The 22,463-nt window shown below is 52.7% G+C and carries 25 protein-coding genes; 12 read left to right on the top strand and 13 right to left on the bottom strand.

From position 1 onward, the window contains the following. Window positions 1-19 precede the first annotated feature (19 nt). The 6 genes from phnE (V9K95_RS02905) to dusA all read left to right on the top strand — a co-directional run bounded on the left by phnE (V9K95_RS02905) (window position 20) and on the right by dusA (window position 5,951). Complete coding sequence (gene phnE, locus V9K95_RS02905) at window positions 20-988, top strand: phosphonate ABC transporter, permease protein PhnE (protein WP_307285829.1); 969 nt, start codon at window positions 20-22, stop codon at window positions 986-988. Beyond that, on the top strand, window positions 985-2,316 hold the full coding sequence (gene phnE / locus V9K95_RS02900; RefSeq protein WP_336439869.1) for a phosphonate ABC transporter, permease protein PhnE: 1,332 nt from the start codon (window positions 985-987) through the stop codon (window positions 2,314-2,316). The genes phnE (V9K95_RS02905) and phnE (V9K95_RS02900) overlap by 4 nt, the downstream gene beginning before the upstream one ends. A gap of 66 nt (window positions 2,317-2,382) precedes the next feature. Further along, the gene (locus V9K95_RS02895) at window positions 2,383-3,090 is read left to right on the top strand and encodes a DUF1045 domain-containing protein (protein ID WP_115052711.1); all 708 of its coding nucleotides are present in this window, start codon (window positions 2,383-2,385) and stop codon (window positions 3,088-3,090) included. A 1-nt stretch (window position 3,091) separates the two neighbouring features. Next, the gene (locus V9K95_RS02890) at window positions 3,092-4,231 is read left to right on the top strand and encodes an alpha-D-ribose 1-methylphosphonate 5-triphosphate diphosphatase (RefSeq protein WP_307285815.1); all 1,140 of its coding nucleotides are present in this window, start codon (window positions 3,092-3,094) and stop codon (window positions 4,229-4,231) included. Continuing rightward, the gene (phnN, locus tag V9K95_RS02885; protein WP_336439870.1) at window positions 4,231-4,860 is read left to right on the top strand and encodes a phosphonate metabolism protein/1,5-bisphosphokinase (PRPP-forming) PhnN; all 630 of its coding nucleotides are present in this window, start codon (window positions 4,231-4,233) and stop codon (window positions 4,858-4,860) included. Before V9K95_RS02890 ends, phnN begins: the two co-directional genes overlap by 1 nt. Window positions 4,861-4,946: 86 nt before the next feature. Then, entirely contained in the window at window positions 4,947-5,951 is a 1,005-nt protein-coding gene (dusA, locus tag V9K95_RS02880) for a tRNA dihydrouridine(20/20a) synthase DusA (RefSeq protein WP_336439871.1), read from the top strand. On the opposite strand, the gene V9K95_RS02875 is transcribed toward dusA, so the two are convergent. Genes V9K95_RS02875 through V9K95_RS02865 form a run of 3 tightly spaced genes read right to left on the bottom strand, consistent with a single transcriptional unit; the run spans window position 5,948 to window position 7,670 of the window. Then, entirely contained in the window at window positions 5,948-6,649 is a 702-nt protein-coding gene (locus tag V9K95_RS02875; protein ID WP_336439872.1) for a TIGR02281 family clan AA aspartic protease, read from the bottom strand. The two genes, dusA and V9K95_RS02875, sit on opposite strands and share 4 nt — an antisense overlap. Before the next feature lies 1 nt (window position 6,650). Further along, window positions 6,651-6,878 carry a DUF1289 domain-containing protein gene (locus tag V9K95_RS02870; RefSeq protein ID WP_336439873.1) on the bottom strand — a complete coding sequence of 76 codons (228 nt, stop codon included), beginning with the start codon at window positions 6,876-6,878 and terminating at the stop codon, window positions 6,651-6,653. Window positions 6,879-6,896: 18 nt separating this feature from the next. Continuing rightward, on the bottom strand, window positions 6,897-7,670 hold the full coding sequence (locus V9K95_RS02865; protein WP_336439874.1) for an adenosylcobinamide-GDP ribazoletransferase: 774 nt from the start codon (window positions 7,668-7,670) through the stop codon (window positions 6,897-6,899). Between the two features lie 122 nt (window positions 7,671-7,792). Here V9K95_RS02865 and cobT point away from each other — a divergent pair, with 122 nt between their 5' ends. After that, window positions 7,793-8,812 (top strand): nicotinate-nucleotide--dimethylbenzimidazole phosphoribosyltransferase, encoded by a 1,020-nt coding sequence (gene cobT, locus V9K95_RS02860; RefSeq protein WP_336440207.1) that lies wholly within the window; start codon window positions 7,793-7,795, stop codon window positions 8,810-8,812. Between the two features lie 35 nt (window positions 8,813-8,847). Here the strand turns inward: cobT and V9K95_RS02855 are convergent, their stop codons facing one another. Further along, the gene (locus V9K95_RS02855) at window positions 8,848-9,288 is read right to left on the bottom strand and encodes a DoxX family protein (protein ID WP_115052718.1); all 441 of its coding nucleotides are present in this window, start codon (window positions 9,286-9,288) and stop codon (window positions 8,848-8,850) included. Window positions 9,289-9,378: 90 nt separating this feature from the next. Continuing rightward, window positions 9,379-10,902 carry a sensor histidine kinase gene (locus V9K95_RS02850; protein ID WP_336439875.1) on the bottom strand — a complete coding sequence of 508 codons (1,524 nt, stop codon included), beginning with the start codon at window positions 10,900-10,902 and terminating at the stop codon, window positions 9,379-9,381. Window positions 10,903-11,139: 237 nt separating this feature from the next. Between V9K95_RS02850 and V9K95_RS02845 the strand changes: the two genes are divergently transcribed. The 4 genes from V9K95_RS02845 to V9K95_RS02830 all read left to right on the top strand — a co-directional run bounded on the left by V9K95_RS02845 (window position 11,140) and on the right by V9K95_RS02830 (window position 13,548). Beyond that, window positions 11,140-11,700, top strand: coding sequence for a thermonuclease family protein (locus V9K95_RS02845; RefSeq protein ID WP_336439876.1), 561 nt, complete (start codon window positions 11,140-11,142; stop codon window positions 11,698-11,700). Next, a complete protein-coding gene (locus tag V9K95_RS02840; RefSeq protein WP_336439877.1) occupies window positions 11,697-12,308 on the top strand; it encodes a glutathione S-transferase in 612 nt (203 codons plus the stop codon). The genes V9K95_RS02845 and V9K95_RS02840 overlap by 4 nt, the downstream gene beginning before the upstream one ends. A 15-nt stretch (window positions 12,309-12,323) precedes the next feature. Next, a complete protein-coding gene (locus V9K95_RS02835; protein ID WP_336439878.1) occupies window positions 12,324-12,944 on the top strand; it encodes a uracil-DNA glycosylase family protein in 621 nt (206 codons plus the stop codon). Window positions 12,945-13,053: 109 nt separating this feature from the next. Then, the gene (locus V9K95_RS02830; protein WP_115052723.1) at window positions 13,054-13,548 is read left to right on the top strand and encodes an Lrp/AsnC family transcriptional regulator; all 495 of its coding nucleotides are present in this window, start codon (window positions 13,054-13,056) and stop codon (window positions 13,546-13,548) included. A 54-nt stretch (window positions 13,549-13,602) separates the two neighbouring features. Here the strand turns inward: V9K95_RS02830 and V9K95_RS02825 are convergent, their stop codons facing one another. Further along, window positions 13,603-14,472: an NAD(P)-dependent oxidoreductase gene (locus V9K95_RS02825; RefSeq protein WP_115052724.1), complete on the bottom strand. Its 870-nt coding sequence runs from the start codon at window positions 14,470-14,472 to the stop codon at window positions 13,603-13,605. A gap of 58 nt (window positions 14,473-14,530) precedes the next feature. Between V9K95_RS02825 and V9K95_RS02820 the strand changes: the two genes are divergently transcribed. Next, window positions 14,531-16,984, top strand: coding sequence for a penicillin acylase family protein (locus V9K95_RS02820; protein WP_336439879.1), 2,454 nt, complete (start codon window positions 14,531-14,533; stop codon window positions 16,982-16,984). A gap of 9 nt (window positions 16,985-16,993) precedes the next feature. Here the strand turns inward: V9K95_RS02820 and V9K95_RS02815 are convergent, their stop codons facing one another. From V9K95_RS02815 to V9K95_RS02785, 7 genes are all read right to left on the bottom strand, one after another. Then, window positions 16,994-17,614, bottom strand: coding sequence for a glutathione S-transferase family protein (locus V9K95_RS02815; RefSeq protein WP_336439880.1), 621 nt, complete (start codon window positions 17,612-17,614; stop codon window positions 16,994-16,996). Window positions 17,615-17,637: 23 nt separating this feature from the next. After that, window positions 17,638-18,474 carry an ABC transporter permease gene (locus V9K95_RS02810; RefSeq protein WP_115052727.1) on the bottom strand — a complete coding sequence of 279 codons (837 nt, stop codon included), beginning with the start codon at window positions 18,472-18,474 and terminating at the stop codon, window positions 17,638-17,640. Next, complete coding sequence (locus tag V9K95_RS02805; protein WP_115052728.1) at window positions 18,471-19,184, bottom strand: ABC transporter permease; 714 nt, start codon at window positions 19,182-19,184, stop codon at window positions 18,471-18,473. Before V9K95_RS02805 ends, V9K95_RS02810 begins: the two co-directional genes overlap by 4 nt. A 103-nt stretch (window positions 19,185-19,287) precedes the next feature. Beyond that, the gene (locus tag V9K95_RS02800; protein WP_336439881.1) at window positions 19,288-20,079 is read right to left on the bottom strand and encodes an ABC transporter substrate-binding protein; all 792 of its coding nucleotides are present in this window, start codon (window positions 20,077-20,079) and stop codon (window positions 19,288-19,290) included. 236 nt (window positions 20,080-20,315) lie between these two features. Continuing rightward, a complete protein-coding gene (gene mobB, locus V9K95_RS02795; protein WP_115053268.1) occupies window positions 20,316-20,825 on the bottom strand; it encodes a molybdopterin-guanine dinucleotide biosynthesis protein B in 510 nt (169 codons plus the stop codon). After that, window positions 20,822-21,451: a molybdenum cofactor guanylyltransferase MobA gene (gene mobA / locus V9K95_RS02790; protein WP_307285775.1), complete on the bottom strand. Its 630-nt coding sequence runs from the start codon at window positions 21,449-21,451 to the stop codon at window positions 20,822-20,824. Before mobA ends, mobB begins: the two co-directional genes overlap by 4 nt. A 2-nt stretch (window positions 21,452-21,453) precedes the next feature. Then, on the bottom strand, window positions 21,454-22,332 hold the full coding sequence (locus V9K95_RS02785) for a DMT family transporter (protein ID WP_336439882.1): 879 nt from the start codon (window positions 22,330-22,332) through the stop codon (window positions 21,454-21,456). Window positions 22,333-22,463: the final 131 nt, after the last annotated feature.

Genomic DNA, 22,463 nt, shown 5'->3' with positions numbered 1-22,463 from the left:
GCTCTGGAAGGATAAGCCCATGAGCCGCGCCAATTCGACAGAACTAACGCCTGAAGGAATAGAGATCGAGCGTCATTGGCAAGAACTTGCCAGCCGTCGCCGTGCATATTCCTGGTTGATCGGCATTGGCTTGCTCATTGCTGTTTCGGGTTCGCTTTGGTTTGCAAACGAGTCAAATGCGGGCAAGTTCTTTGACCGGCTGCCACATTTCTTCGATTTCGCTGGGGATTTGATTCCGCGCGATGGGTGGGAAGTCTGGCGCGCCTTGTTCGATCTGCCATCACCCTATTTCGATGGAAGCTTGAAATTCGACTACCCGGAGGGCCGGGTTTACATTTTCAGTGGGCTCTACATTCCCGAATATTTCTACAAAATGCTGGAGACGCTCAATATCGCGATCATCTCGACATTGGTGGGAGCGTTTTTCGGTTTCCTTCTTTGTTTTCTTGCGGCCAAAAACCTTGTGAAGAGCAAGCTGATAAGGTTTGCCGCGCGTCGCTATATGGAAATTCTGCGCGCCTTTCCCGAGATAGTTATCGCTGGGTTCTTCGCCGCGATTCTTTCGCTGGGGCCTATACCCGCTATGTTCGCCGTCGGAATTCACACCATCGGTGCGCTTGGCAAGCTATTCTTCGAAGTTGTCGAGAATGCTGACATGAAGGCAGATGAAGGCCTGCGCGCAGCTGGTGCCAATTGGTTCGAGCGAGTTGGCTTTGGAATTGTCCCACAAGTCATGCCGAATTTCATGTCCTATGCTTTGTTGCGTCTGGAAATCAATGTGCGTGCCTCCACAATCATCGGTGCGGTTGGTGGCGGGGGCATTGGTGAAGAATTGCGCCTTTCCATCGGGCGTGGTCATCAAGCAAAGACACTGGCAATCATATTGCTGCTTTTGGCAACGATTATCGCCGTCGATCAATTTTCTGCCTGGCTCCGGCGACGCCTTGTTGGCAATCAGGCTTTCGCTTTCGGAGGCAAACAGTCATGAGCGCTATAACCTCCCTGAATGTTGCTGACTTCGAAGCCCGCTACCCCGATGTGTTCAACCCTTCGATTTTGAAGCGCTTCATGCCCTTGATCATAGGGGCTGGTGTCGTGCTTTATGTTATCTATTGCTGGTGGTTTTTTTCCATCGGCACGGTGCTTGCATCAGGCCAATGGCAGCGGGCCGAAATTTACGCTCGCGACTGGGTGTCCTATGCGATCCGCACAACAGTCCGGATGGGCGCTGAGGGGACAACTATCAGCTATCCGCGCTTTTCCGAGCTTGGCGACAATCCGAAGCCGGATTGGGCGATCAAGCAAGGCAATGATGTCACGATAACATTCGGCACGGGTAAGTCGCTTGAGATCACCCCGACACAGGTTATCGCTACGCGCGGCAGTGAGAAACTCCTCGTGCTCATTGAGCCCGATGGTGCCAAACCTCAGGGAGCTTTGCCTGATTGGGCATCGCTCACGGAAGATCAGGTCACGGTCAATTTCGGCTTTGCCGGAACCGCCGATATTATTCCAGAGCGGGTCGTTGTCAGCCGACGTTTCTTCGGCTGGGCGAATTTTGTCTTCGATACCGCTTCGCCCTTCTGGAACAAATCCCTTGGCGAAGTCGCATCCATGATTGTCAGCGGCGAGCGTATAAAGCCGGAAATGTCCAATGCCGAGCTGGCATTCGACAATATCTGGTACAACTCCTCCTGGCAGCATGGCGATGTCTGGACCAAGCTCATGCAGACCATTGTCATGGCATTTGTCGGGACCTTGCTTGCAACGCTTGTGTCGTTCCCGTTGGCCTTCATAGCCGCACGCAATATCATGCCGAACTTCTTTGCAAATCAGATCACAAAGCGGTTTTTCGATTTTCTCCGTTCGGTCGATATGCTGATCTGGGCATTGTTCTTTACGCGCGCCTTTGGTCCGGGACCGCTTGCCGGTATTTCCGCTATCTTTTTCACCGATACGGGTACGCTCGGAAAAGTTTATTCCGAAACGCTGGAAAACATTGATGACAAGCAGCGCGAAGGCGTCAAATCTGTTGGGGCGGCGCCCGTAAATGTTCAGCGGTATGGCGTCTTACCGCAGGTATTGCCGGTTTTCGCCAGCCAAGCGCTTTATTTCTGGGAGTCAAACACACGGTCGGCCACCATTATCGGTGCGGTTGGCGCAGGTGGTATCGGACTGAAACTTTGGGAGGCGATGCGCACCAATACCAATTGGCATAATGTTGCCTATATGGTCGTGCTTATCCTCGCGGTGATCTTTATCTTTGATAGCATTTCCAATGCACTGCGCTCCCGCCTGATGGGAAAGCAACAATGAAATTGGCGACGTTCAAAGGCTTGTCATAATCGGAGCGTAACGCGACACTGCTCCGGAGGAATCAAAATGCGCTATGCGATTTATTTTACACCGCCTTCCAGCGATCCATTGTTGAAAGTGGCGGCTAACTGGCTTGGCCGGAATGCCTTTACCGGGCAGCCGGTGCGTCCGCCACAAATTCGCAACCTTGCGCATGAGGAAGTAACGAAGCTTACGGAATCCGCCCGGCGTTATGGGTTTCATGCAACGCTCAAGGCACCCTTTCATCTGGCCGAAGGGGTGGAGGAACGGGAGCTTCTGTCCGCCTTGATGCATTTTGCGTCCTCCATGCGACCGGTAGAGATTCCCAAGCTGAAGATCGCAAATCTTGACGGTTTCTTTGCTCTGGTTCCTGAAGAACCCGTGGCGAAGCTAAACCAGTTGGCCAATGATATTGTTGTTGCATTTGATCGTTTTCGCGCGCCGCCCAGCGTGGCGGAAATCGCAAGGCGAAATCCTGAGAAAATGAGTGTTTCGGAGCGGCGTAATCTTGAACAGTGGGGGTATCCTTATGTGTTCGATGATTTCCGTTTTCACATGACGCTTACCAATCCCGTTGCGGAGCAAGACCGGGAAAAGATCGCTCAAATGCTGAGCGAATTTCTGGAGCCTGTTCTCGAAGAGCCTGTTGAGATCAACAATATCGCATTGTTTATCGAGGCGGAGCCCGGTGCCCCATTCGAAGTACATTCCCTGCATCCCTTGGCAGGAACGAACATAAGAAAGACCGCTTGAAATGTCCGCCGAACTTGTATTGAACAACGCCAAAATCGTTCTGGAGAATGAAGTAATTCCCGGTTCCGTCCTTATCCGCGACGGTAAAATCGCCGATATTTCGAACACCTCCGCATCAGGCGGGGAAGATTTCGAAGGCGACTATCTTATTCCTGGGTTGATTGAGCTGCACACGGACCATCTTGAAGGCCATTACATGCCGCGCCCCAAGGTCCGCTGGAACCCTATTGCTTCCGTTCTAGCCCATGATGCGCAGATTGCCACATCGGGTATCACCACCGTGCTCGATGCCTTGCGTGTCGGTATGGATGAAGATGCCGAAATGACGCCGCAGGAAATCCGTAAGCTGGCGGATGCAATAGAAGACAGTGTGCAGCAGGATCGCCTGCGCGCTGATCACTATTTTCATCTGCGCTGCGAGGTGTCGGCGGCTGACTGCCTGGATGGATTTGCATTTTTCGAAAATGACAACCGGGTTCGTCTCGCATCACTCATGGATCACGCACCGGGTCAGAGGCAGTTTGTCAATCTTGAGACCTACGCAACCTACTACCAGCGTAAGCTGAAATTATCCGATGTTGAGTTTAATGCATTCTGCGAAAAGCGGATGGCGCAATCTGCGACGAATTCCGGTCCCAACCGCAAAGCTATTTCAGATTTTTGCCGTGACCACGGTATCGTTCTTGCCAGTCATGACGATGCGACGGGCGCGCATGTTGATGAGGCGGTCGAGCAGGGTATTCAGGTTGCCGAGTTTCCAACGACTCTTGAAGCCGCAGCTGCATCCAAACAGGCGGGTCTTTCAGTGCTGATGGGCGCGCCGAATGTTGTTCGCGGCGGTTCGCATTCGGGCAATGTTTCGGCGCGAGAGCTTGCCGAGCATGGATATCTGGATATCCTCTCATCGGATTACATTCCGTTCAGCCTTATCCAGTCGACATTCTTCATGAGCGAGACTGTCGATAATATTACGCTTCCCGAGGCTATCCAGCTTGTGACCAGAAATCCGGCCAAGGCTGTAGGGTTCGAAGATCGTGGTGTCATTGAGATTGGCAAGCGCGCGGATCTTGTTCGCGTTCGCGTCGATGAGCACATTCCGGTGGTGCGTACAGTATGGCGCGAAGGCCGAAGAGTGGTGTGATGACAGCTTCTGCTTCAATAGAGCGCTTGCTTGACCCTGCAGCTGACTACGTTCGAAATGGCGTATTTGTTGCGGTCGTCGGTCCAAGTGGTGCCGGTAAGGATACCATTATCGACTATGCTCGAATGGTGTTAAAAGATGAGCCGGGATTTCATTTTGTACGCCGCGTGGTAACTCGCCCATCGTCCGTCGATGCGGAGGATCATGATACGTTGAGTGAGGCGGAGTTCTCGAAGGCGTTGCAATCGGGTGCTTTTTCGCATCAGTGGGAAGCGCATGGCCTATGCTATGGTTTGCCTAAATCCGTCCATGATGAAATCCGGCTGGGAGCTGTCGCAATAGCAAATGTTTCGCGCGGTATCGTTCCGAAGCTTCGTGCGACCTACGCAAATTTTGCCGTAGTCCACATTACGGCTTCGCACGAGGTATTGGCTAAGCGGCTCGCGGCGCGAGGCAGGGAAAGTGCCGACGAAATTCAACGTCGCTTGATGCGGGCTGGTGCAAATCCTTGCGATCCTTTGGACGCCATCATGATTGACAATTCCGCGGACGTGGCAAAAGCCGGAGGCGAATTCGTTGCGCTGCTGAGAAAGATGGCGGTGAAAGCGGCAATCTCCGAACAGGTTTGAGCCACACAGCTGCTGGAGTGGACAATTGTGCCTCAGGATATTATGTGAATGCATAACAACATATCCGAAACCAGACAGCGAAAAAAATGCCAGTTAGCAGTGCTTATGGCGCCAACCGCTTCGCGGTAGCGCCGATGATCGACTGGACAGACAGGCATTGCCGGACTCTGCATCGCCAGTTCACGCGCTATTCTCTGCTTTATACCGAGATGATCGTTGCCGATGCTGCCATCCACGGAGATCGGGAGCGGATACTGGGTTTTGCGAATGAGGAACAGCCGGTTGCGTTGCAACTGGGTGGCTCTGACGCTGCCAAGCTGGCGGAAGCTGCTCGCATTGGCGAAGCAATGGGATATGTGGAAATCAACCTGAACGTAGGCTGCCCTTCAGACCGGGTTCAATCGGGAACATTTGGCGCTTGCCTTATGAAAACGCCGGATATCGTTGCGCAGGCCGTTCTTGCCATGAAGCGGGCGGTCGATGTCCCGGTTACCGTTAAGTGCCGCATTGGTGTCGATGATCAGGATACAGAGATAGCGTTGAACAATTTGGCGAAAGCCGTGTTCGACGCTGGTGCCGATGCTCTGTGGGTTCATGCCCGCAAGGCTTGGTTGAAGGGGCTTTCACCAAAGGAAAACCGCGATATTCCGCCATTGGACTATGATCGCGTCTACCGGCTTAAGCAGCAATATGTGAATCAATTCATTGGGATAAACGGCGGTATTCAGACCATCAGCGAAGGCCTTCAGCATTTGAATCATGTTGATGGCGTGATGCTCGGCCGGGCTGTCTATCATAACCCGATGATGCTCGCTGAAGTTGATACTGCCATTTACGGCAATGAGAACGGCCCGGCGTCGATCGATGCCATTATTGATTATATGTGCCATTATGCGGATAGGCATATAGCGGCTGGCGGGCGATTGTCTCACATAGCGCGCCATATGGTCGGGCTGTTTCATGGCGCTGCCGGTGCGCGGCGCTGGCGGCAAATCTTGTCAACAGAAGCCAATCAAACAGGTGCGACCAGCAATGTCATACGCCGCGCCTATGCGGCTGTTCAGAATGCTGCCATCGAAAAAGCGGCCTAATCAGTCAGGACCAGCCGGTCCCCGCGAACTGAAAAACCACTGAGTGTGTTAAGAAAGTTCATGCCAAGCAAGCTGCCGTCCATACGGCCATCTTGCGTTACCATGGCGCGCATATTCCGCCGCTCGATATCGCCAATTTTTATACTGTCGATTGTGACGTTCGCAGCATTTGCAAGGCCGTTGGCCGTCATAACGGGCGTGCTGTAGTTAAGTTTATCCGGATCGATACCCGTTCTGCGTGCATCATCTGCCGAAAGCACGATGGACGACGCGCCGGTGTCAATCATGAAGGGTACGGTTTCGCCATTAACCTGTCCGCGCACTTCGAAATGCCCGTTTTCTGCCTTGGCCAGCGTTACAGAAACCAGTCCATCTCCATCCCGCATGGAAATCGGGCTGCCGGGTATCAGGCCCGCGGTAATACGATGGCCAATATCCTGCAATTCATAGCGATATTGGTATCCGGTCACGAGGGTGAGAATAATAACGATCCATACGGCGAGGTTGCGCAAGGAATGGCTAAGCGGAATTCCCGAACCCAATAGCGCAGACCCGACAACAATGCCCAATATGCCAAAATAGGCCAGGCGCGCGAATGAATCATTGGCAATGCCGAATGTCGAGCCCGCATCATTGTTTGTTACCAGTAGCAACAGGACAATGCCGATAAGAGCGATGGCGATCCAAAACACACGCATTCTATTGCTCCTGCCTTTCCCGCGCCATGCGAGTGCGACGGGTTTCCCGGCGCGGGCGCCGTTCCAGCGTCGCGAGTCGGGCAGGGAGCGTGGCCATGATGGAGTGGCGATTATCCGCAGACATCATCATCCATCCGGCGATTTCATCGCGCGTACGTCCACAGCCGAAACAATAGCCGGTCTTTATGTCAATCGCGCATACGAGAATACAGGGTGACTCAATACTCATACAGCAAATCTGGTGTGATTAGAGGGCAATGACAAGCCCAAGCTGCAGCGTAATTGCGGTCAATTGCTGTATGGCTCCCAGCGTATCGCCAGTTTGCCCGCCAATTTTATCCCGGCACAATCTGCTGAACCCGAAAAATACCAGAGTAGTTAAAGCGGCAGCAAGGATAATCGCCAAAAGCCCGCCAGCAATACCGAATGTGATGACCCCGATAAGGCTGGCAGAAATGAGTGCGAAATTGGCTGCTGATGCATCGGGTATTCCGGCTCTGTCAGCAACGCCACCATTTCGCGCCGAGGGCAGGGTTTGCCAGAGTTTTACCAATAATCCACGGCTGGCAGCTTCCGTTCCGATCACGATAAGAACGACTTGAAACAGACTGACTTCATCAATGATGGTTGCAAGTAGCGCTATCCGCAGCAAGATCGTCAGAATCAGTGCCAATGTGCCATAGGAACCGTTGCTGGAGTCTTTCATGATCTCCAGGCGGCGTTCCGCCGTCGCGCCGCCAAAAAAGCCATCAGCCACATCTGCCAAGCCGTCTTCATGCAGTGCGCCGGTGGTCACGATCAGCGCCGTAACAGCAAGGATTGCGCTAATACTCTCTGGAAGGTCAAAGGCATTGCAAATCAGAATGATTATTACGGCAGGCAAAGACAGAACGACTCCAGCCAAGGGAAACCCGCGCACACTGTCTGCCAGCTTCCCGCTAAATCTATCGAACCAGCTTGACGCGACGCTTATGCGAGAAAGAAATGCCAGCGAGCGCATCATATCTGTGATCAGGTCCATGTTGCACACCTTGGTTGACAGGTCGCGACACTCTGCGCCGAACGTTGACCTTTGCGTTTTCCCATACAGCGCTTATAGGACGGGTAAATCTGATTTGCCATGAAGAGTTGACCGCAAGGAACATCATGACCACTGGCCTGCCATTTGACGACTTCCGCACCCTTATCGAAACTTTGCCTGGCCCGGATGACGCGGCTGTTGCAGTCGTTCGCAAACGCGACTCCATGTTGACCAAACCGCCGGGCGCGCTGGGGCGTCTTGAAGAAATTGTTGAGTGGCTTGCAGCATGGACAGGAAGGTCGCAGCCACAGGTGACGCGGCCATTGGTTGCTGTTTTTGCCGGAAATCACGGTGTTACCGCAAAAGGCGTTTCACCATATCCATCGTCTGTAACGGCCCAAATGGTTGAAAATTTTGCTGCTGGCGGCGCTGCTATCAACCAGATTTGCATTGCCAATGATCTCGGCTTGAAAATCTTTGATCTAGCGCTGGAATATCCAACCGCCGATATCACTGAAGATGCCGCGATGGACGAAAAGACCTGCGCCGCAACCATGGCATTCGGCATGGAATCGATTGCAGGCGGTACTGATCTGCTTTGCATTGGCGAAATGGGAATTGGTAATACTACAATCGCTGCCGCGATTTTCCATGCGCTTTATGGCGGGGAGGCGGAAGATTGGGTTGGTCCGGGCACCGGGTCCGACAGGGAGGGAATGAAGCGCAAAGCCGATGCCGTACGTGCTGCGGTCGCTTTGCATGGATCGCATCTCAAGGATCCGCTGGAGGTGTTGCGCCGTCTTGGCGGTCGTGAAGTGGCGGCCATGGTGGGCGCGATCCTGGCGACGCGCGTTGAGAAAATACCGGTCATTATTGATGGCTATGTAGCCACCGCTGCGGCTGCAATTCTACATGCCGCCAATCCCGAGGCGATTGATCATTGCCTGATCGGCCATGTGTCGGCCGAGCCTGGCCATCACAAGGTGCTTGAGCGGCTTGGGAAGAAGCCGCTTCTCGATCTGGGCATGAGATTGGGTGAGGGCACAGGTGCTGCGCTTGCGGCAGGGATCGTCAAGGCTGCAGCGCTTTGCCATAGTGGCATGGCGACATTTGAGCAGGCAGGCATCAGCAATCGCGATTAATTGATGGAAAAGGCCCGCCGAAACGGGCCTTTCAATCAGAACTCTTTGCCGATCTTGGCGTCGACCGAATGAGCGTTGGCGCCACGGAAGAGGAAAAACAACAGGACAAATGTCCAGAGAATGGATTTTTCCGCGCCAAAGAATCCTTGCCCGGCAGTAACCCAATGGAAATAGACGGTTACGATCAAAACGATGGTCGTTGCAAAGGCTGCCGGACGGGTAAACAAGCCGAGAACCAGCAGAATACCGCCGAAAAATTCCGTTATCGCCAAGAGTGGCGACCAGAAGACACCGGGATAAAAGCCGAGGCTTTCGACCATTTCGACAGAGCCGAATGGAGCGGCGATCTTGCCTGAGCCGTGAACGACGAGCAAAGCGCCAGCCGTTACACGCAACAGCGTTTCGGCGAGCGTGCCGAAATTTGAATAGATTGAGCCTAGAGCTGGTATGAAAAGTGGGCGGTTATTGACGGCCATTAATTTCGGGTCCCCGAATTGTTGCAATGCAGCAAGCAATGCAGGCCCGCTAACCCACTATCAAATAACAATAAGTTGAAGTGGAGTCTTCTAGGCAGCTTTTTGGGACTGTGACGAAGTCTTGTTCTTTCCGGCAGATGTGGCGATGCGGCTTCGTGGAAAAGTTGCAAGCGCTTCGGTTCCCTCGCGAAGCTTGGAGAAGAGATGGAACTCGCCATCGTGGACGTGAACCAACGCTTGAACGATGGGTAACCCAAGGCCTGTTCCCTGCTCGGCAGTCTTTATGGCAATCGATCCTTGCCCAAAAGCGGACAAGACAATGGGAATTTCATCGGCGGGTATGCCCGGCCCGGTGTCGCGAACTGAAAGATATTGACCGCCGCCGGCGGTCCAGCCGATCTTCACGTAGACCTTTCCTTTTGACGGCGTAAACTTGACTGCGTTAGCCATGAGATTGAGCAGTATTTGCCGCAAGGAGCGTTCGTCGCCCATCATGGGGAGCATGCCGGATTCGAATTGTGCAATGAGCGTAATTTCCTTGTTACGCGCTTTCAAAGACATCATGCGAATGCACTCATCGGCAATTTCTGTCAGCATTACCGCATCTTCACTGAGTGTGTGACGACCTGCTTCAACGCGGCTTAAATCCAAAATCTCATTGATAAGATTGAGAAGGTGTTCACCTGAAGCGTGAATATCGCTGGCATATTCCCGGTATGTGGCGTTTTCGATCGGTCCCAATACTTCCCTGACCATGACTTCCGAAAAGCCAAGTATTGCATTAAGCGGCGTGCGGAGTTCGTGACTCATTGAGGCAAGGAAGCGTGATTTTGCAAGATTTGCCTCCTCTGCGCGCCGTCTTCCTTCGTCAGACATGGCATTGGCAGTTTCAAGTTCGGCGATCAGTGCATCTTTTTCCGCCTGAAGTGCCAAAGTGAGAACAACTGAATAATTGAGGCGCGTGGCAACGAGATAGAAAAACATCAGGCCCGCCAGCAGCATTACAACCATTGTCGCTTGAGCAGGATCGCCAAGACTATCCGATACGGCGCTTATATAGGCGAGGATAGGGAGGGTAAATGCAATCGGTACAGCCAAGCGCAGAGCGGAAGAAAACACGGCGGTAATCGCCATTGCGAGAATGAGAACCACCGCTTTGATAATCGAAAACTGGCTGATGCCGCAGACTTCGCATTGGAGGAATATGAAATATGTCCAGCCAATGCCCGTCACAAAGTGGCCAAGCAGATAGACAAGATGCCATTGGTGAATGTGACCGTCGCTAATGCTGGTTCTATTGATCTGGCGTGCGAGCAAGCCAAGCAGGGCGTAAAGGCAAATGCTGAAGCACGCCCAGATAATCATTTGCTGGCCGAACCCGGCAAAAATGCTGGTTACGGTGACGATAGCGATAAGCAAGGGAATAGTGGCGGCGTTAATGATCAACGCGCGCGTGTGCATGAACAGCAATTCCCGCTCGAAATGCTCGGTTTTTGGCCGCTGCATGAGGCGTTCCCGGGCGCTGCGAACAACCACAGACATATCGCGGTTGCGCGGCTGCTTGCGCCGGTCAACTATGTTCTTGTCTGCATGGCTCGCGTCTAGTAGTGCCATAAGCCTCATTCCGGGTGAAACCGACCATTGGCTGCATTGCACCGCAAGCCCGTTCATAAATGATTAAAACGGGCTAGATTGCGGTAAGAAAGCGAATCTATTCTTGGCGATAAAGGTAAATATGAAACAACTTTATCAAGCGGGCAGGCCGTGAGAGGGCGGTTTCGCACCTCTCGACGATGGTCTGTAAACCGAACGGCACCACGCTCGGCCATTCGCAAATTTTTCGATATCTGCTTGACGCTTATTTTCTTCGGATTGGTAGCGTTGCTCATAGCGCGCATTGATCAAAGACCACCGGCCATTGACCTTTCCGGTAACGCCTACGTGATTGACGGAGATACGCTGATAATCTCGAATCAGCATATTCGGCTAAAGGGTATTGACGCTCCGGAGCTTGATCAAACCTGCGGCAGGCAGCCATCGCTACGCAATTGCGGGCAGATCGCCCGGCAAGCTCTGCAAAAGCTCGTTGCCAGGACGGACGTGCGTTGTGAAGGACAGGGGCGCGACAAGTTTGATCGCTTTCTGGCAACCTGTTTTGCTGGCCAAATTAACGTCAACCGTATTATGGTCGAAACGGGCCAGGCTATAGCCTATGGCGATTATCGCGATGCAGAATTGCTCGCTCGTGGACGCAGGGTTGGCATATGGGTCGACGCATTTGAAACACCACAGGATTGGCGCAGAACGCATGATGGTGTTACCGAAACATCGCCACCTGAGCGAAACGTAGTCGCCGAAGCGATTGATACGGTCGTCGCGTGGGTTGTCGGATTATTGGGAGGTATCTGGTGAAATTATATGATGGAGGTCGCGCGCCCAACCCGAGACGCACGCGCATATTTCTGGCCGAAAAAGGACTGAATATACCGCTTGTGCCGATCGATATGGGAGCATTGGGGCATCGTTCGAATGAAATAGAATCGCTCAACCCTTTGCAAAGGTTGCCAATTCTCGAACTTGATAACGGTGCGGTCATTACTGAATCCGTTGCGATCTGCCGGTATTTTGAAGAATTGCACCCGGAACCGCCCCTGTTTGGCGAAGGCGCACTCGGCAAAGCACGTGTCGAAATGTGGAATCGCCGCGTTGAACTGAATTTTTTTGGGCCAGTCTCGGCGGCCTTTCGGCACACGCACCCGGCCATGGCGGAGTGGGAAGTCCCGCAAATTCCGGAATGGGGTGAGGCAAATCGGCCCAAAGCCGTGAAGTTCATGGCTTTGCTGGATGAGCAATTGGCAACCAATACATTTATCGCCGGAGAACATTTTTCAATTGCCGATATAACGTTGCTTGTCAGTGTCGATTTTCTGAAACCCGCCAAGATAACCATGCCTGACGAGTTCCAGAACTTGAAACGCTGGCATGAGGCGGTTTCCGGTCGTCCGAGCGCCAAGGCCTGATATTGGATGCTCGCGGTGGGTTCCATTGGTTTGGATGATCTGAGTGCGGCGATAAAGGCTTGCCGGATTTGCCGCGACAATCCGCAATATGGTTTGCCTTTGCCGCATGAACCAAACCCGGTTTGTGTGCCGTCGCCCGTCGCGCGCATTATTATCTGCGGGCAGGCTCCCGGTATTCGTGTTCATAATACCGGTGTTCCATTCAACGACCCATCCGGCGTGCGGTTACGTCAGTGGCTAGGCGTTGACGCTGAAACTTTTTATGACCCGCATAAATTTGCCATTGTTCCGATGGGATTTTGCTTTCCCGGCTATAATGCGCAGGGCGGGGATTTGCCTCCCCGGCGGGAATGCCGCCAAGTCTGGCACGACCGGCTTTTTGCAGCCATGCCGCAAGTGAAATTGATCCTCACCATTGGACAATATGCGCAGGCCTATCATCTCGGTTCGCGCCGCAAATCCAGCATGACCGATACGGTGCGCAATTGGCGCGAATATTTTAACGATCACACAACTCCTGCAATCCTGCCTCTGCCTCATCCATCATGGCGCAACAGTGGTTGGTTGAAAAAGAATCCCTGGTTCGCACAAGATGTTCTGCCCGTGCTTCAGCAGACGGTTCAGAATCTAATTTGATCCATTTTCGGATGAAATTTTTTTACAATTGAAAAAGATTGGAATAATTTTCTTGTACGACGGCCGTTAATCAGCTCATAAAGTATCCCATTCCAAGGGGTAAGCAAACATGGACAGACTCGATAGAAAAATACTTCGCCTTCTTCAGGAGGATGCCACGCTGGCAGTGGCGGATGTTGCCAAGAAAGTTGGACTATCGACGACACCTTGCTGGCGGCGTATCCAGAAGCTTGAAGAAGATGGCGTGATCCAGCGCCGGGTCGCTATTCTTGATCCGGTCCGGGTGAACACGCGGGTGACGGTATTCGTTTCCATCCGTACGGGCGCGCACAATAATGAATGGCTCAAGCGCTTTTCAGAAGTGGTGCAGGAGTTTCCCGAGGTGGTCGAATTCTATCGCATGAGCGGCGATGTCGACTATCTGCTGCGTGTAGTGGTGCCGGACATTGCGGCCTATGATGCCGTCTATAAGCGCCTGATCAGCAAGATCGATATTCGGGATGTATCGTCTGCCTTCGCCATGGAGCAGATCAAATACACCACCGAATTGCCGCTGGACTATATGAGGATCGAAGGCCTCAACGAAAACCGGGAAGGAATTTAGAGCGGTTGCCGGCCATACGGGACCCAAAACCGATCCAACCCAAGCGCGGCTGGCTTACTTTTCCAGTCGCGCGAGCAGGGATGACGTGTCCCAGCGATTTCCGCCCATCACCTGAACATCCTTGTAAAATTGATCGACAAGCGCCGTAACCGGTAATTTCGCCTGGTTGCGGTCCGCCTCTGCAAGGCAGATGCCCAAGTCTTTGCGCATCCAATCAACGGCAAAGCCAAAATCATATTTACCGGCATTCATGGTCTTGTGCCGGTTTTCCATCTGCCAGGAGCCTGCGGCACCCTTGGAAATGACTTCGATGACTTTTTCGATATCAAGTCCTGCCTTCTTGCCAAAGTGGATACCCTCGGCCAGTCCCTGAACTAAACCGGCAATGCAAATCTGGTTGATCATCTTGGTCAATTGGCCTGCACCGGCATCGCCCATCAATCCGACCATTTTCGCGTAAGATTCGATGACTGGCTTGGCTTTTTCAAAAGCTGCCGCTTCGCCGCCTACCATGACGGTAAGCGCGCCGTTTTCGGCACCCGCCTGTCCTCCCGAAACGGGCGCATCCAGAAAATGGAACCCGCGCTTTATCGCTTCTGCGCTGAGCTCCCGCGCAACTTCCGCTGATGCCGTGGTGTTATCAATAAAAATCGCGCCCTTTTTCATGGAGTGAAAAGCGCCATTCTCGCCAGTCGTTACCGAGCGCAGATCATCATCGTTTCCGACACAGCAAAAGACAAAATCCTTGCCCTCTGCCGCCTTTTGAGGCGTGTCGGCATGTGATCCGGAAAACTGTTCCGCCCACTTTGCGGCCTTTTCCCCAGAGCGATTGAAGACTGTCACGTCATGACCGCCCCGGGTCTTCAAATGCCCAGCCATCGGGTAACCCATGACGCCCAGACCAATAAATGCAACACTTGCCATTCAGTAATTTCCTCTGTCTTATGGCCTTCAATCAGGTCGATTTGCGGAGGTTAGAATATTGCGGCGCATCATCAAAGGCCTGCTTTGGATTGTTTTTTCACTTATACCTCTCGCTCTTCTCGCTTTTATCTTCGCTTATGCCTGGCTCGCAGGTTCGGTAGCACCGGCAACCGGTGAAACAAGCATTGCGGGACTGTCCGCTCCCGTCACCATCACCCGCGATAAACATGCTGTGCCCCATATCACCGGCTCCTCGGTTGAGGACGTTTTCAGCGCGCTCGGGTTTGTGCATGCGCAGGAGCGCCTATGGCAAATGGACGTCACCCGCATGGCAGGGCGGGGCCGCCTGTCAGAGCTTTTCGGGGATAAGACCATTGCGACGGACGTCTTCATTCGCACACTTGGTCTTTATGAAGCCGCGCAAAGCTCGGCGGATTCACTGGCACCAGCCGATCGCGCGAAGGTGGACGCTTATGTGCGCGGTATCAATGCATTCATAGATAGTTCAGGGCCTTCTTTCGGGTCGAAATATTCGCCGGAATTCGTCATCCTCCAGCATTTCCCTGAACAATGGACAGCCGCAGATGTCATTGTAACGCTGAAACTGATGTCGGTTACGCTTGCGGCCAATATTGATGACGAGGTGCTGCGACTGAAATTTGCCCGTCTCGGAATGAATGAGCAAGAAATTGTGGATCTCTTGCCTCCTGTCGAAGGGGATACGCCGCCTCCATTGCCAAATTTGCAGCAATTGCTTGGTCTGCCTACAGGAACGATCAAGACGGGTGCGATTGAGGCGGAGAAACAATTTGCTGCGCTGAGCGATATCATGTCCACCGGAGCATCCAACAATTGGGTGGTTGGCGGAGCACGTACTGCCACTGGCAAGCCAATCCTGGCCAATGATCCGCATCTTGGTTTGACCGCACCTGCGATCTGGTATCTCGCGCATCTTCAGGTGAAGCAGGCGGATGGAACAGCGAAAAACCTTGTTGGTGTCACGCTTCCCGGCGCGCCGCTGGTTCTGCTTGGCCGTAACGACAAGGTTGCCTGGGGTTTCACCAATACAGGATCGGACGTTCAGGATATTTTCATCGAAAAGATCAATCCAGCCAATCCGGATCAGTATCAGGCTCCCGAAGGTTTTCGACCATTTGAGAAGAAGAGGGTGGAGATTCGCGTGAAAGGCAGTGAAACCGTCAGTTTCGATCGCCGTAGCACACGCCACGGGCCAGTTCTTCCGCCGGAATATCGCGGCCTTCAACACTATCTGGATGAGGGATCGGTTGCATCGCTTTCGTGGACTGTGCTTGCGGGGGACGATAAAACAATCGCTGCCGGATTGAAGCTTTGGGATTTCGCAAACGTATCGGATTTCCAAAATGGCATGGCTGATTATGTTACGCCTATGCAATCGATGGTCATTGCTGATGTCGACGGCAATATCGGCATGATCGCACCGGGCAGAATTCCTGTTCGCGATCCGGCTAATCAGATTATGGGTCGTGCGCCGTCTCCCGGTTGGGATGCCGTTTACGACTGGAAAGGGTATATTCCCTATGAAGAATTGCCGCGCGCCTATAATCCAGCGGATAATGTTCTGGCCACTGCCAATACCAAGATGGTTGATGCCAACTATCCGCACTTCCTGACCTTTGACTGGGATGAATCATGGCGCTTGGAGCGGATCAAATCATTGATCTATAACGCCAATCAACAAACGCTGGAAACAAACCGGATAGTGCAGGGCGATGTCTATGCAGGCGCCTATGCTGTTCTGACTCCTGCCATGCTTAAACTTGTTGAAGGCCGCGATGATGTTGATCTGACGGCGATAAAACAATTGAAAGAATGGGACTTCATCGAGGATCGTGCGCGCACCGAGTCGCTACTGTTCAATGCGTGGCTGCGGTTTGCGACGAAACGCATCCTTGAGGACGATCTGGGCGACGCTTTCCCGTCCTATTGGCAGGGCCGCGTCGATGCCATGATGCGTTGGCTTGGACAAAATCCGGGACGTGATTGGTGTGACAATGGACGCACGCCCGAGAAAGAGAGTTGCGGCGACGTGCTGGCGCTTTCACTTGGCGATGCGCTGAAGGATATTGAAACGCGGCTTGGCAGTGATCGTGCAAAATGGAACTGGGGTGCATTGCATTATGCCTATAGTGCCCACCGCCCCTTTGCTCAGGTCAGTCCACTCGACAAATTATTCAATGTTACCGTGCCTGCTTCAGGGGGCGCTTATACGTTGGATCGGGGCAAATCGACGTTCACCGACGAGAGCAATCCTTACCGCGCGACCCATGGGTCGAGTTATCGCGGATTATTCGACCTTTCGGATCTCAACCAGTCCACCTATATCCAGACTACTGGTCAATCGGGCAATGTTTTCTCGTCCAACTATCGTGATTTTGCGGAGAAATGGTCGAATATCGAAGCAATTACGATTTCGACGGATGAAGCCGTTTATCAGGATGGTTTGCAGGGGATCTGGCGTTTGAACCCTTAATGACGCTCCTCAAGTGAGGGGAGTCATTACCGATTTCTGATAGGCGGGGCGGGTTTTTAGCCGCTCATACCAACTCTTCAGATGTGGCAGTTCTGGACGATCAATCGCCATTTCAAACCAGGCATAGGCGAAGCAACCGAGCGGAATATCGCCGATGCCGAACTTTGAGCCCGACAGATAGGGTTGTGATGCCAGAGCATCATCGACCATCGCAAATAATTTGCTACAATTTTGAAAACCGGTTTCCTTGGCCGCAAGATCCTGCTTGTCTGGCGCCAAGCGTACGACATTCCAGAACAGATCACGGAACGGAAGCGCAAGCGAGGATGTTGTCCAATCCATCCAGCGTTCTGCTTTTGCGCGTTGTCCCGCATCGGCAATAAAAAGCTCCGAAACGCCATATTGAGCGGCCAGATAGCGGACAATCGTATTGCTTTCCCAAAGGATCAGGTCGCCATCCTCTAGTGTCGGCACAAGTCCATTCGGATTTTTGGCACGATATTCCGGATCACTGACTATGCCAAATGCGCCGCCAGCAGCGATATTTTCATAGGGAGCGCCTGCTTCTTCGGCAGCCCACAGGACTTTCTTGACGTTGGTCGAATTTGTTCGACCCCAGATTTTGAGCATGAGATTCTCTTTGTGATCGGGTTTTAGCGAGTCAAATGGCGGGTGATGCGGCGTTCCATCCAGTCCCATAAATGGCGCAAAGCTTCAACCAGCAATAGATATATGATTGCAGTCCAGAGATAGGTCTGGAAGTCAAAGGTGCGTGAATAGGCCAGTTTGGTATAGCCCATAAGATCATAGACTGAAATCAGCGCCACTATAGCCGAGCCTTTGATCATCAGGATCAATTCATTGCCGTAGGGCCGCAAAGCTACGATCAATGCCTGAGGCAAGATGACTTTGCGGAATGTCACAAACTTGGAAATACCCAAGGAGGCTGCGCCTTCCCATTGCCCCGGTGCAACGCTGCGAACAGCGCCGCGCAGGATTTCCGCCTGATAGGCGGCGGTGTTTAGTGCAAAGGATAGCAATGCGCAGTACCAGGCTTCGCGAAAGAACCCCCAAAGCCCGATCGCCTGAAGTTCTTTGCTGAACGATCCAAGGCCGTAATAAATCAGGAAAACCTGTGCGATCAGCGGCGTTCCGCGGAAAAAGTAGACATAGAAATAGGCTATGGAAGATATGACCCGGTTTTTACTCATCCGGCCAAGCGCAATCGGAACGGAAAGCACTGCGCCGATAATCACTGATGCGAGGACAAGGGTTATTGTGGTCCAAAGCCCGGACAGGTAAGTCGGAGCATATTTGTCGATAAGTTCTCTGTCCCAGGCGACGAAGAGAAAATATATCAAACCGACGATCAGAGCCGTCCAAAGGCCTACCAGCACATGGCCGATAATGCGTGTTTTCGTCCATGGCTTGGGCGGCGATGGTGGTCGGCGCACTGCTGCTGCAGAGGGGGCGATTGCATTATCGGTCATCTTTTTGCCCCGCTCTTGGCCGCCCAGCGATCAATACCGTTAATGACGAATGATGAAAGGATGCCGAGTATAAGGAAAATGAGACAGGCGGTTCCGTAGAACAGGAAGGCTTGCTTCGTTACACGTGCCGCCACTGCAGTCTGGCGCAAAATATCCGCAAGGCCGATGGCCGACACAAGCGCCGTATCTTTCAGCAATATCAGCCAGAGATTACCTAGACCGGGCAGGGCGATACGGATCAATTGCGGCAGGATAATCTTGCGCATGGTTTGCCCATAGGAAAGACCAATCGCATAGCCACCTTCATATTGCCCTTTGGGAATAACACGAAATGCGGAGAGAAAAACTTCACTTGCATAGGATGAGAAGACCGTGCCCAAGGCGAACATGCCCGCGATAAAGGAGTTTATCTCTATGGCGCCGGTATAACCGAGCAATTGACCGATTTTTTGAACGCCGATCTGTCCGCCATAATAGACCAGAAACAGCGTCAACAGCTCGGGCAAGCCACGAAATATCGTCGTGTACATATTGGCGGCGAGTTTGACCGAAGGTTCTTCTGACTGTTTACCGAGGGCGACGAAAAATCCAATCGCCAATCCCAAAGGGAGGGTGGCAAGCGCCAGCGTCACAGTGACAAGAATTCCGCTGGCTATGCTCAGGCCCCATCCGCCTTCGCCAAAACCCAAGAGTGCTATTGAGCCTTCCATAGGCAACTTTCATATCTCGCGGGCAATTCCCCAACCCGTCATTTTTGTAAGTTCGCAGATGGCAGTTTTATCCGCCATCTGCCTGTCAGATCAACTTTTTATCTTAGTTTTCTGCACCATATACGTCGAACTTGAAGTACTTATCGTTGATTTCCTTGTACTTTCCGTTCTTGCGGATCGCAGCAATCGCTTCGCTGAACTTGTCTGCCAGAGCAGTATTGCCCTTTTTGACAGTCACACCAGCACCTGGGCCGTGAATCGCGATATCAGGGGTAATTGTACCGAGGATCTTGCAGCAAGAACCGGCATCACTGTCCACCCACTGGCTAAGTACAACTACGTCATCCATAACCGCGTCGATACGGCCGTTTGAAACGTCGAGCTTATACTCGTCGGCAGTCGGATACATTTTGATGTCAGAGCCGCTATATTTGGCTTCAGCAAAGTTGGAGTGGCTTGTCGAACCTTGAACGCCAAGGGATTTGCCCTTCAGCGATTCCGGTGAGACATCCTTGATATCGGAATCTTTCGGTACAGCGATTGCTGGCGGCGTGTTGTAGTATTTCTTGGAGAAGTCGACCTGCTTCAGACGTTCCGGGGTGATCGACATGGAAGCGATAACAGCATCGAATTTGTCAGCCTGAAGTGCTGGGATCATTCCATCCCAATCCTGCGTGACGAAAGTGCAATCTGCCTTCATCTCTTCGCACAGCGCCTTGCCAATATCGATGTCGAAACCTTCAAGCTTGCCGTCCGAGGTCAGATTGTTGAAAGGAGGGTAAGCTCCCTCGGAAGCGATTTTGATCTTCAGCGCATCCTGTGCATGGGCTGCGCCCATGGTTAAGGCGAGGGCTGCAGCAGAAATCGCGATTGCGAGACGCTTGGTTGTACGCATTTATTTGAACCTCTCTTTTATAAGCCCGGCTGTTCCCCTGTTTTTTCTGGACAGCCTTCCGAGCAAAGTCGCAGTTTACGTCACTGCTCCTGACACCGATATTCCCACTAGTTTTCAAGGAAAAGCAACCGGGAATCGTGTGCCGTTTAACGAATCCGACCGTAAAAATTCCCGATATTTGAGGCCTCTATATTTTTATTTCACACATACGGGATGAAAAGACACATTCAAACACATCAAACGCGAAGTCCCGTTTCACGCTCGATCATATCGGCGAGCCCATTAACGTCATCAAGTTCAAAAACCGGCACGGTTTCATCATTTAAGGCGTGGTCACTGGCAACAGCGACGATTGTCGGATCGCCTGCCGTCAGGGGCTCGCCGGAGCGGCCTTCCTGACGCCGTGTCTCGATCTTCTTGTGTCCCTCGCGTTTATATCCCTCAATCAATATGAGGTCGCAGGGTGAGAGTCGCTCCACGATGGTGGCCAGCGACGGCTCAGCCTCATTCGTCAATTCGTGCATCACCGCCCAACGGCGACCGGAGACAATCGCAACTTCGCCAGCCCCGGCTTTGCGGTGGCGATAAGAGTCTGTGCCTTCCTTATCGATGTCGAAATCGTGATGCGCATGCTTGATCGTCGACACTTTCCAGCCCCGCCGCGTCAGTTCTGTAACCAGCTTGACTGTCAGCGTGGTTTTCCCAGAATTTTTCCAGCCAGTTATGCCGAACAGGCGAGTCGTCATGTTGAGGGCGTCCATCGCTTTTGCGCTTCGAGAATATCTTCCTGCGTATTTATGTTGAAGAAGGGGTCGATGGGCTGGTCTGTTTGCGTCGTTGTCAACGGAAACTCAAAGCTCTTGTGTGGGTGCGCAGCGATCCAGCTCATCACTCGGCGGTTTTCGTCATCAGCCAGCCATGCACGGAGTTCACCACGTGATGAAATCGGCCATATGCCAAAAACAGGGTGAATCCGCTCGGCCGACGATGCAATTACTATCCTATCTGGTGCATCGGCGATTTGCTGACTCAGTTTTTCACAAAGATTATCCGGGAAGAAAGGCGTATCGGTCGCAACCGTCAAGATATGCGAAAAACCATCGCTTTGGGTTGAGGCCCATTCCATTCCCGCCAGTATCCCGGCCAAGGGACCGGCGTAACCGGCAATTTCATCCGGGATAATCGGAATGCCAAGATCGCGAAAATGTGCAGGATCATTATTGGTGTTGAGAGCTAGAACCGGTAGCTGGCGTGCCAGACGCTGGTGAATATGGTCGATCAGTCTGCCCGTGCCGAAGGGTAGAAGAGCCTTGTCAGACCCATTCATGCGGCGCGATTGTCCGCCCGCCAGAATGATACCCGCTGTTTTCAAGATCAGACTCCGTCGGGTGAAGACGCTGCCGCAGTGGCTGCTGGCTTTGCGCGGCTCACCATCTGCTCACGATAAAGCGTATATAGACCGCTGCCAATAACTATGATCGAGCCGATTATCATTGGCATATCGGGCAAATCACCGAAAAACAGGAAGCCAAGAAGGATTGCCCATAGAAGGCTCGTATAACGAAACGGCGCAACGAACGAAATTTCACCTTCGCGCATTGCAAGAATGAGAAAATGATACGCTGCCATCACGCAACAGGCAGCAAGAATCAACAGAAACGTATTTGTGGTCGACATGGGTGTCCAGCCACCCAGCGGTACAATCATCGCGGCACCGGCGACGCCAACGCCGACCGATGTCAAAGCGGATATCATCAGCACGGGTATGGTTTTGGGAACTCTGCGGGTTGCAAGGTCTCGTAACGACGCAAAAATCACCGTAACCACAATCAGCAGAACATAGGGGCTCATTCCTTCCTGGCCGGGACGAACAATTATCAGAACGCCAGCAAGGCCTATGATGATGGCGACCCATCGACGCCAACCCACGGGTTCTCCGAAAAACAAAGCCGCACCGAGTGTGACCAGAAGCGGTAATGATTGAAGAATGGCGGATGTTAGCGCCAGCGGAATGTGAACGAGTGCGATAAGGAAGGTTATTGTCCCAACGACTTCTCCAATAACGCGCAATATCGTCATCTTGTGAAGCGCCTGCCGGATCGGGATCAGCATCCCCTGATACCAAGCCAGAGCCACGATTAACACTGTCGCTATGGTGCTGCGAACCAGCATGACCTGGCCCATGTTTATTTCTTCGGCGACAAACTTCACTGTCGCGTCATTGAAAGTGAAGCACGCCATGCCGATAGCCATGTGCAGACTTCCGCGCAAATTGGGAGATAGCGCCAAGATTTTTTACTTCCGCTGGGCAGGACGATTCTCCTCCAGAATCGCTGTCATTGATATATCAACGAAAGCAATATTGTGCATGCGGAATCTTTGGA

This window comes from Phyllobacterium sp. CCNWLW183, from assembly GCF_037203775.1.
Taxonomy (GTDB): domain Bacteria; phylum Pseudomonadota; class Alphaproteobacteria; order Rhizobiales; family Rhizobiaceae; genus Phyllobacterium; species Phyllobacterium ifriqiyense.
The sequence above is the reverse complement of the archived record's forward strand: the minus strand, read 5'-3'. Positions and strand labels throughout refer to the sequence as shown.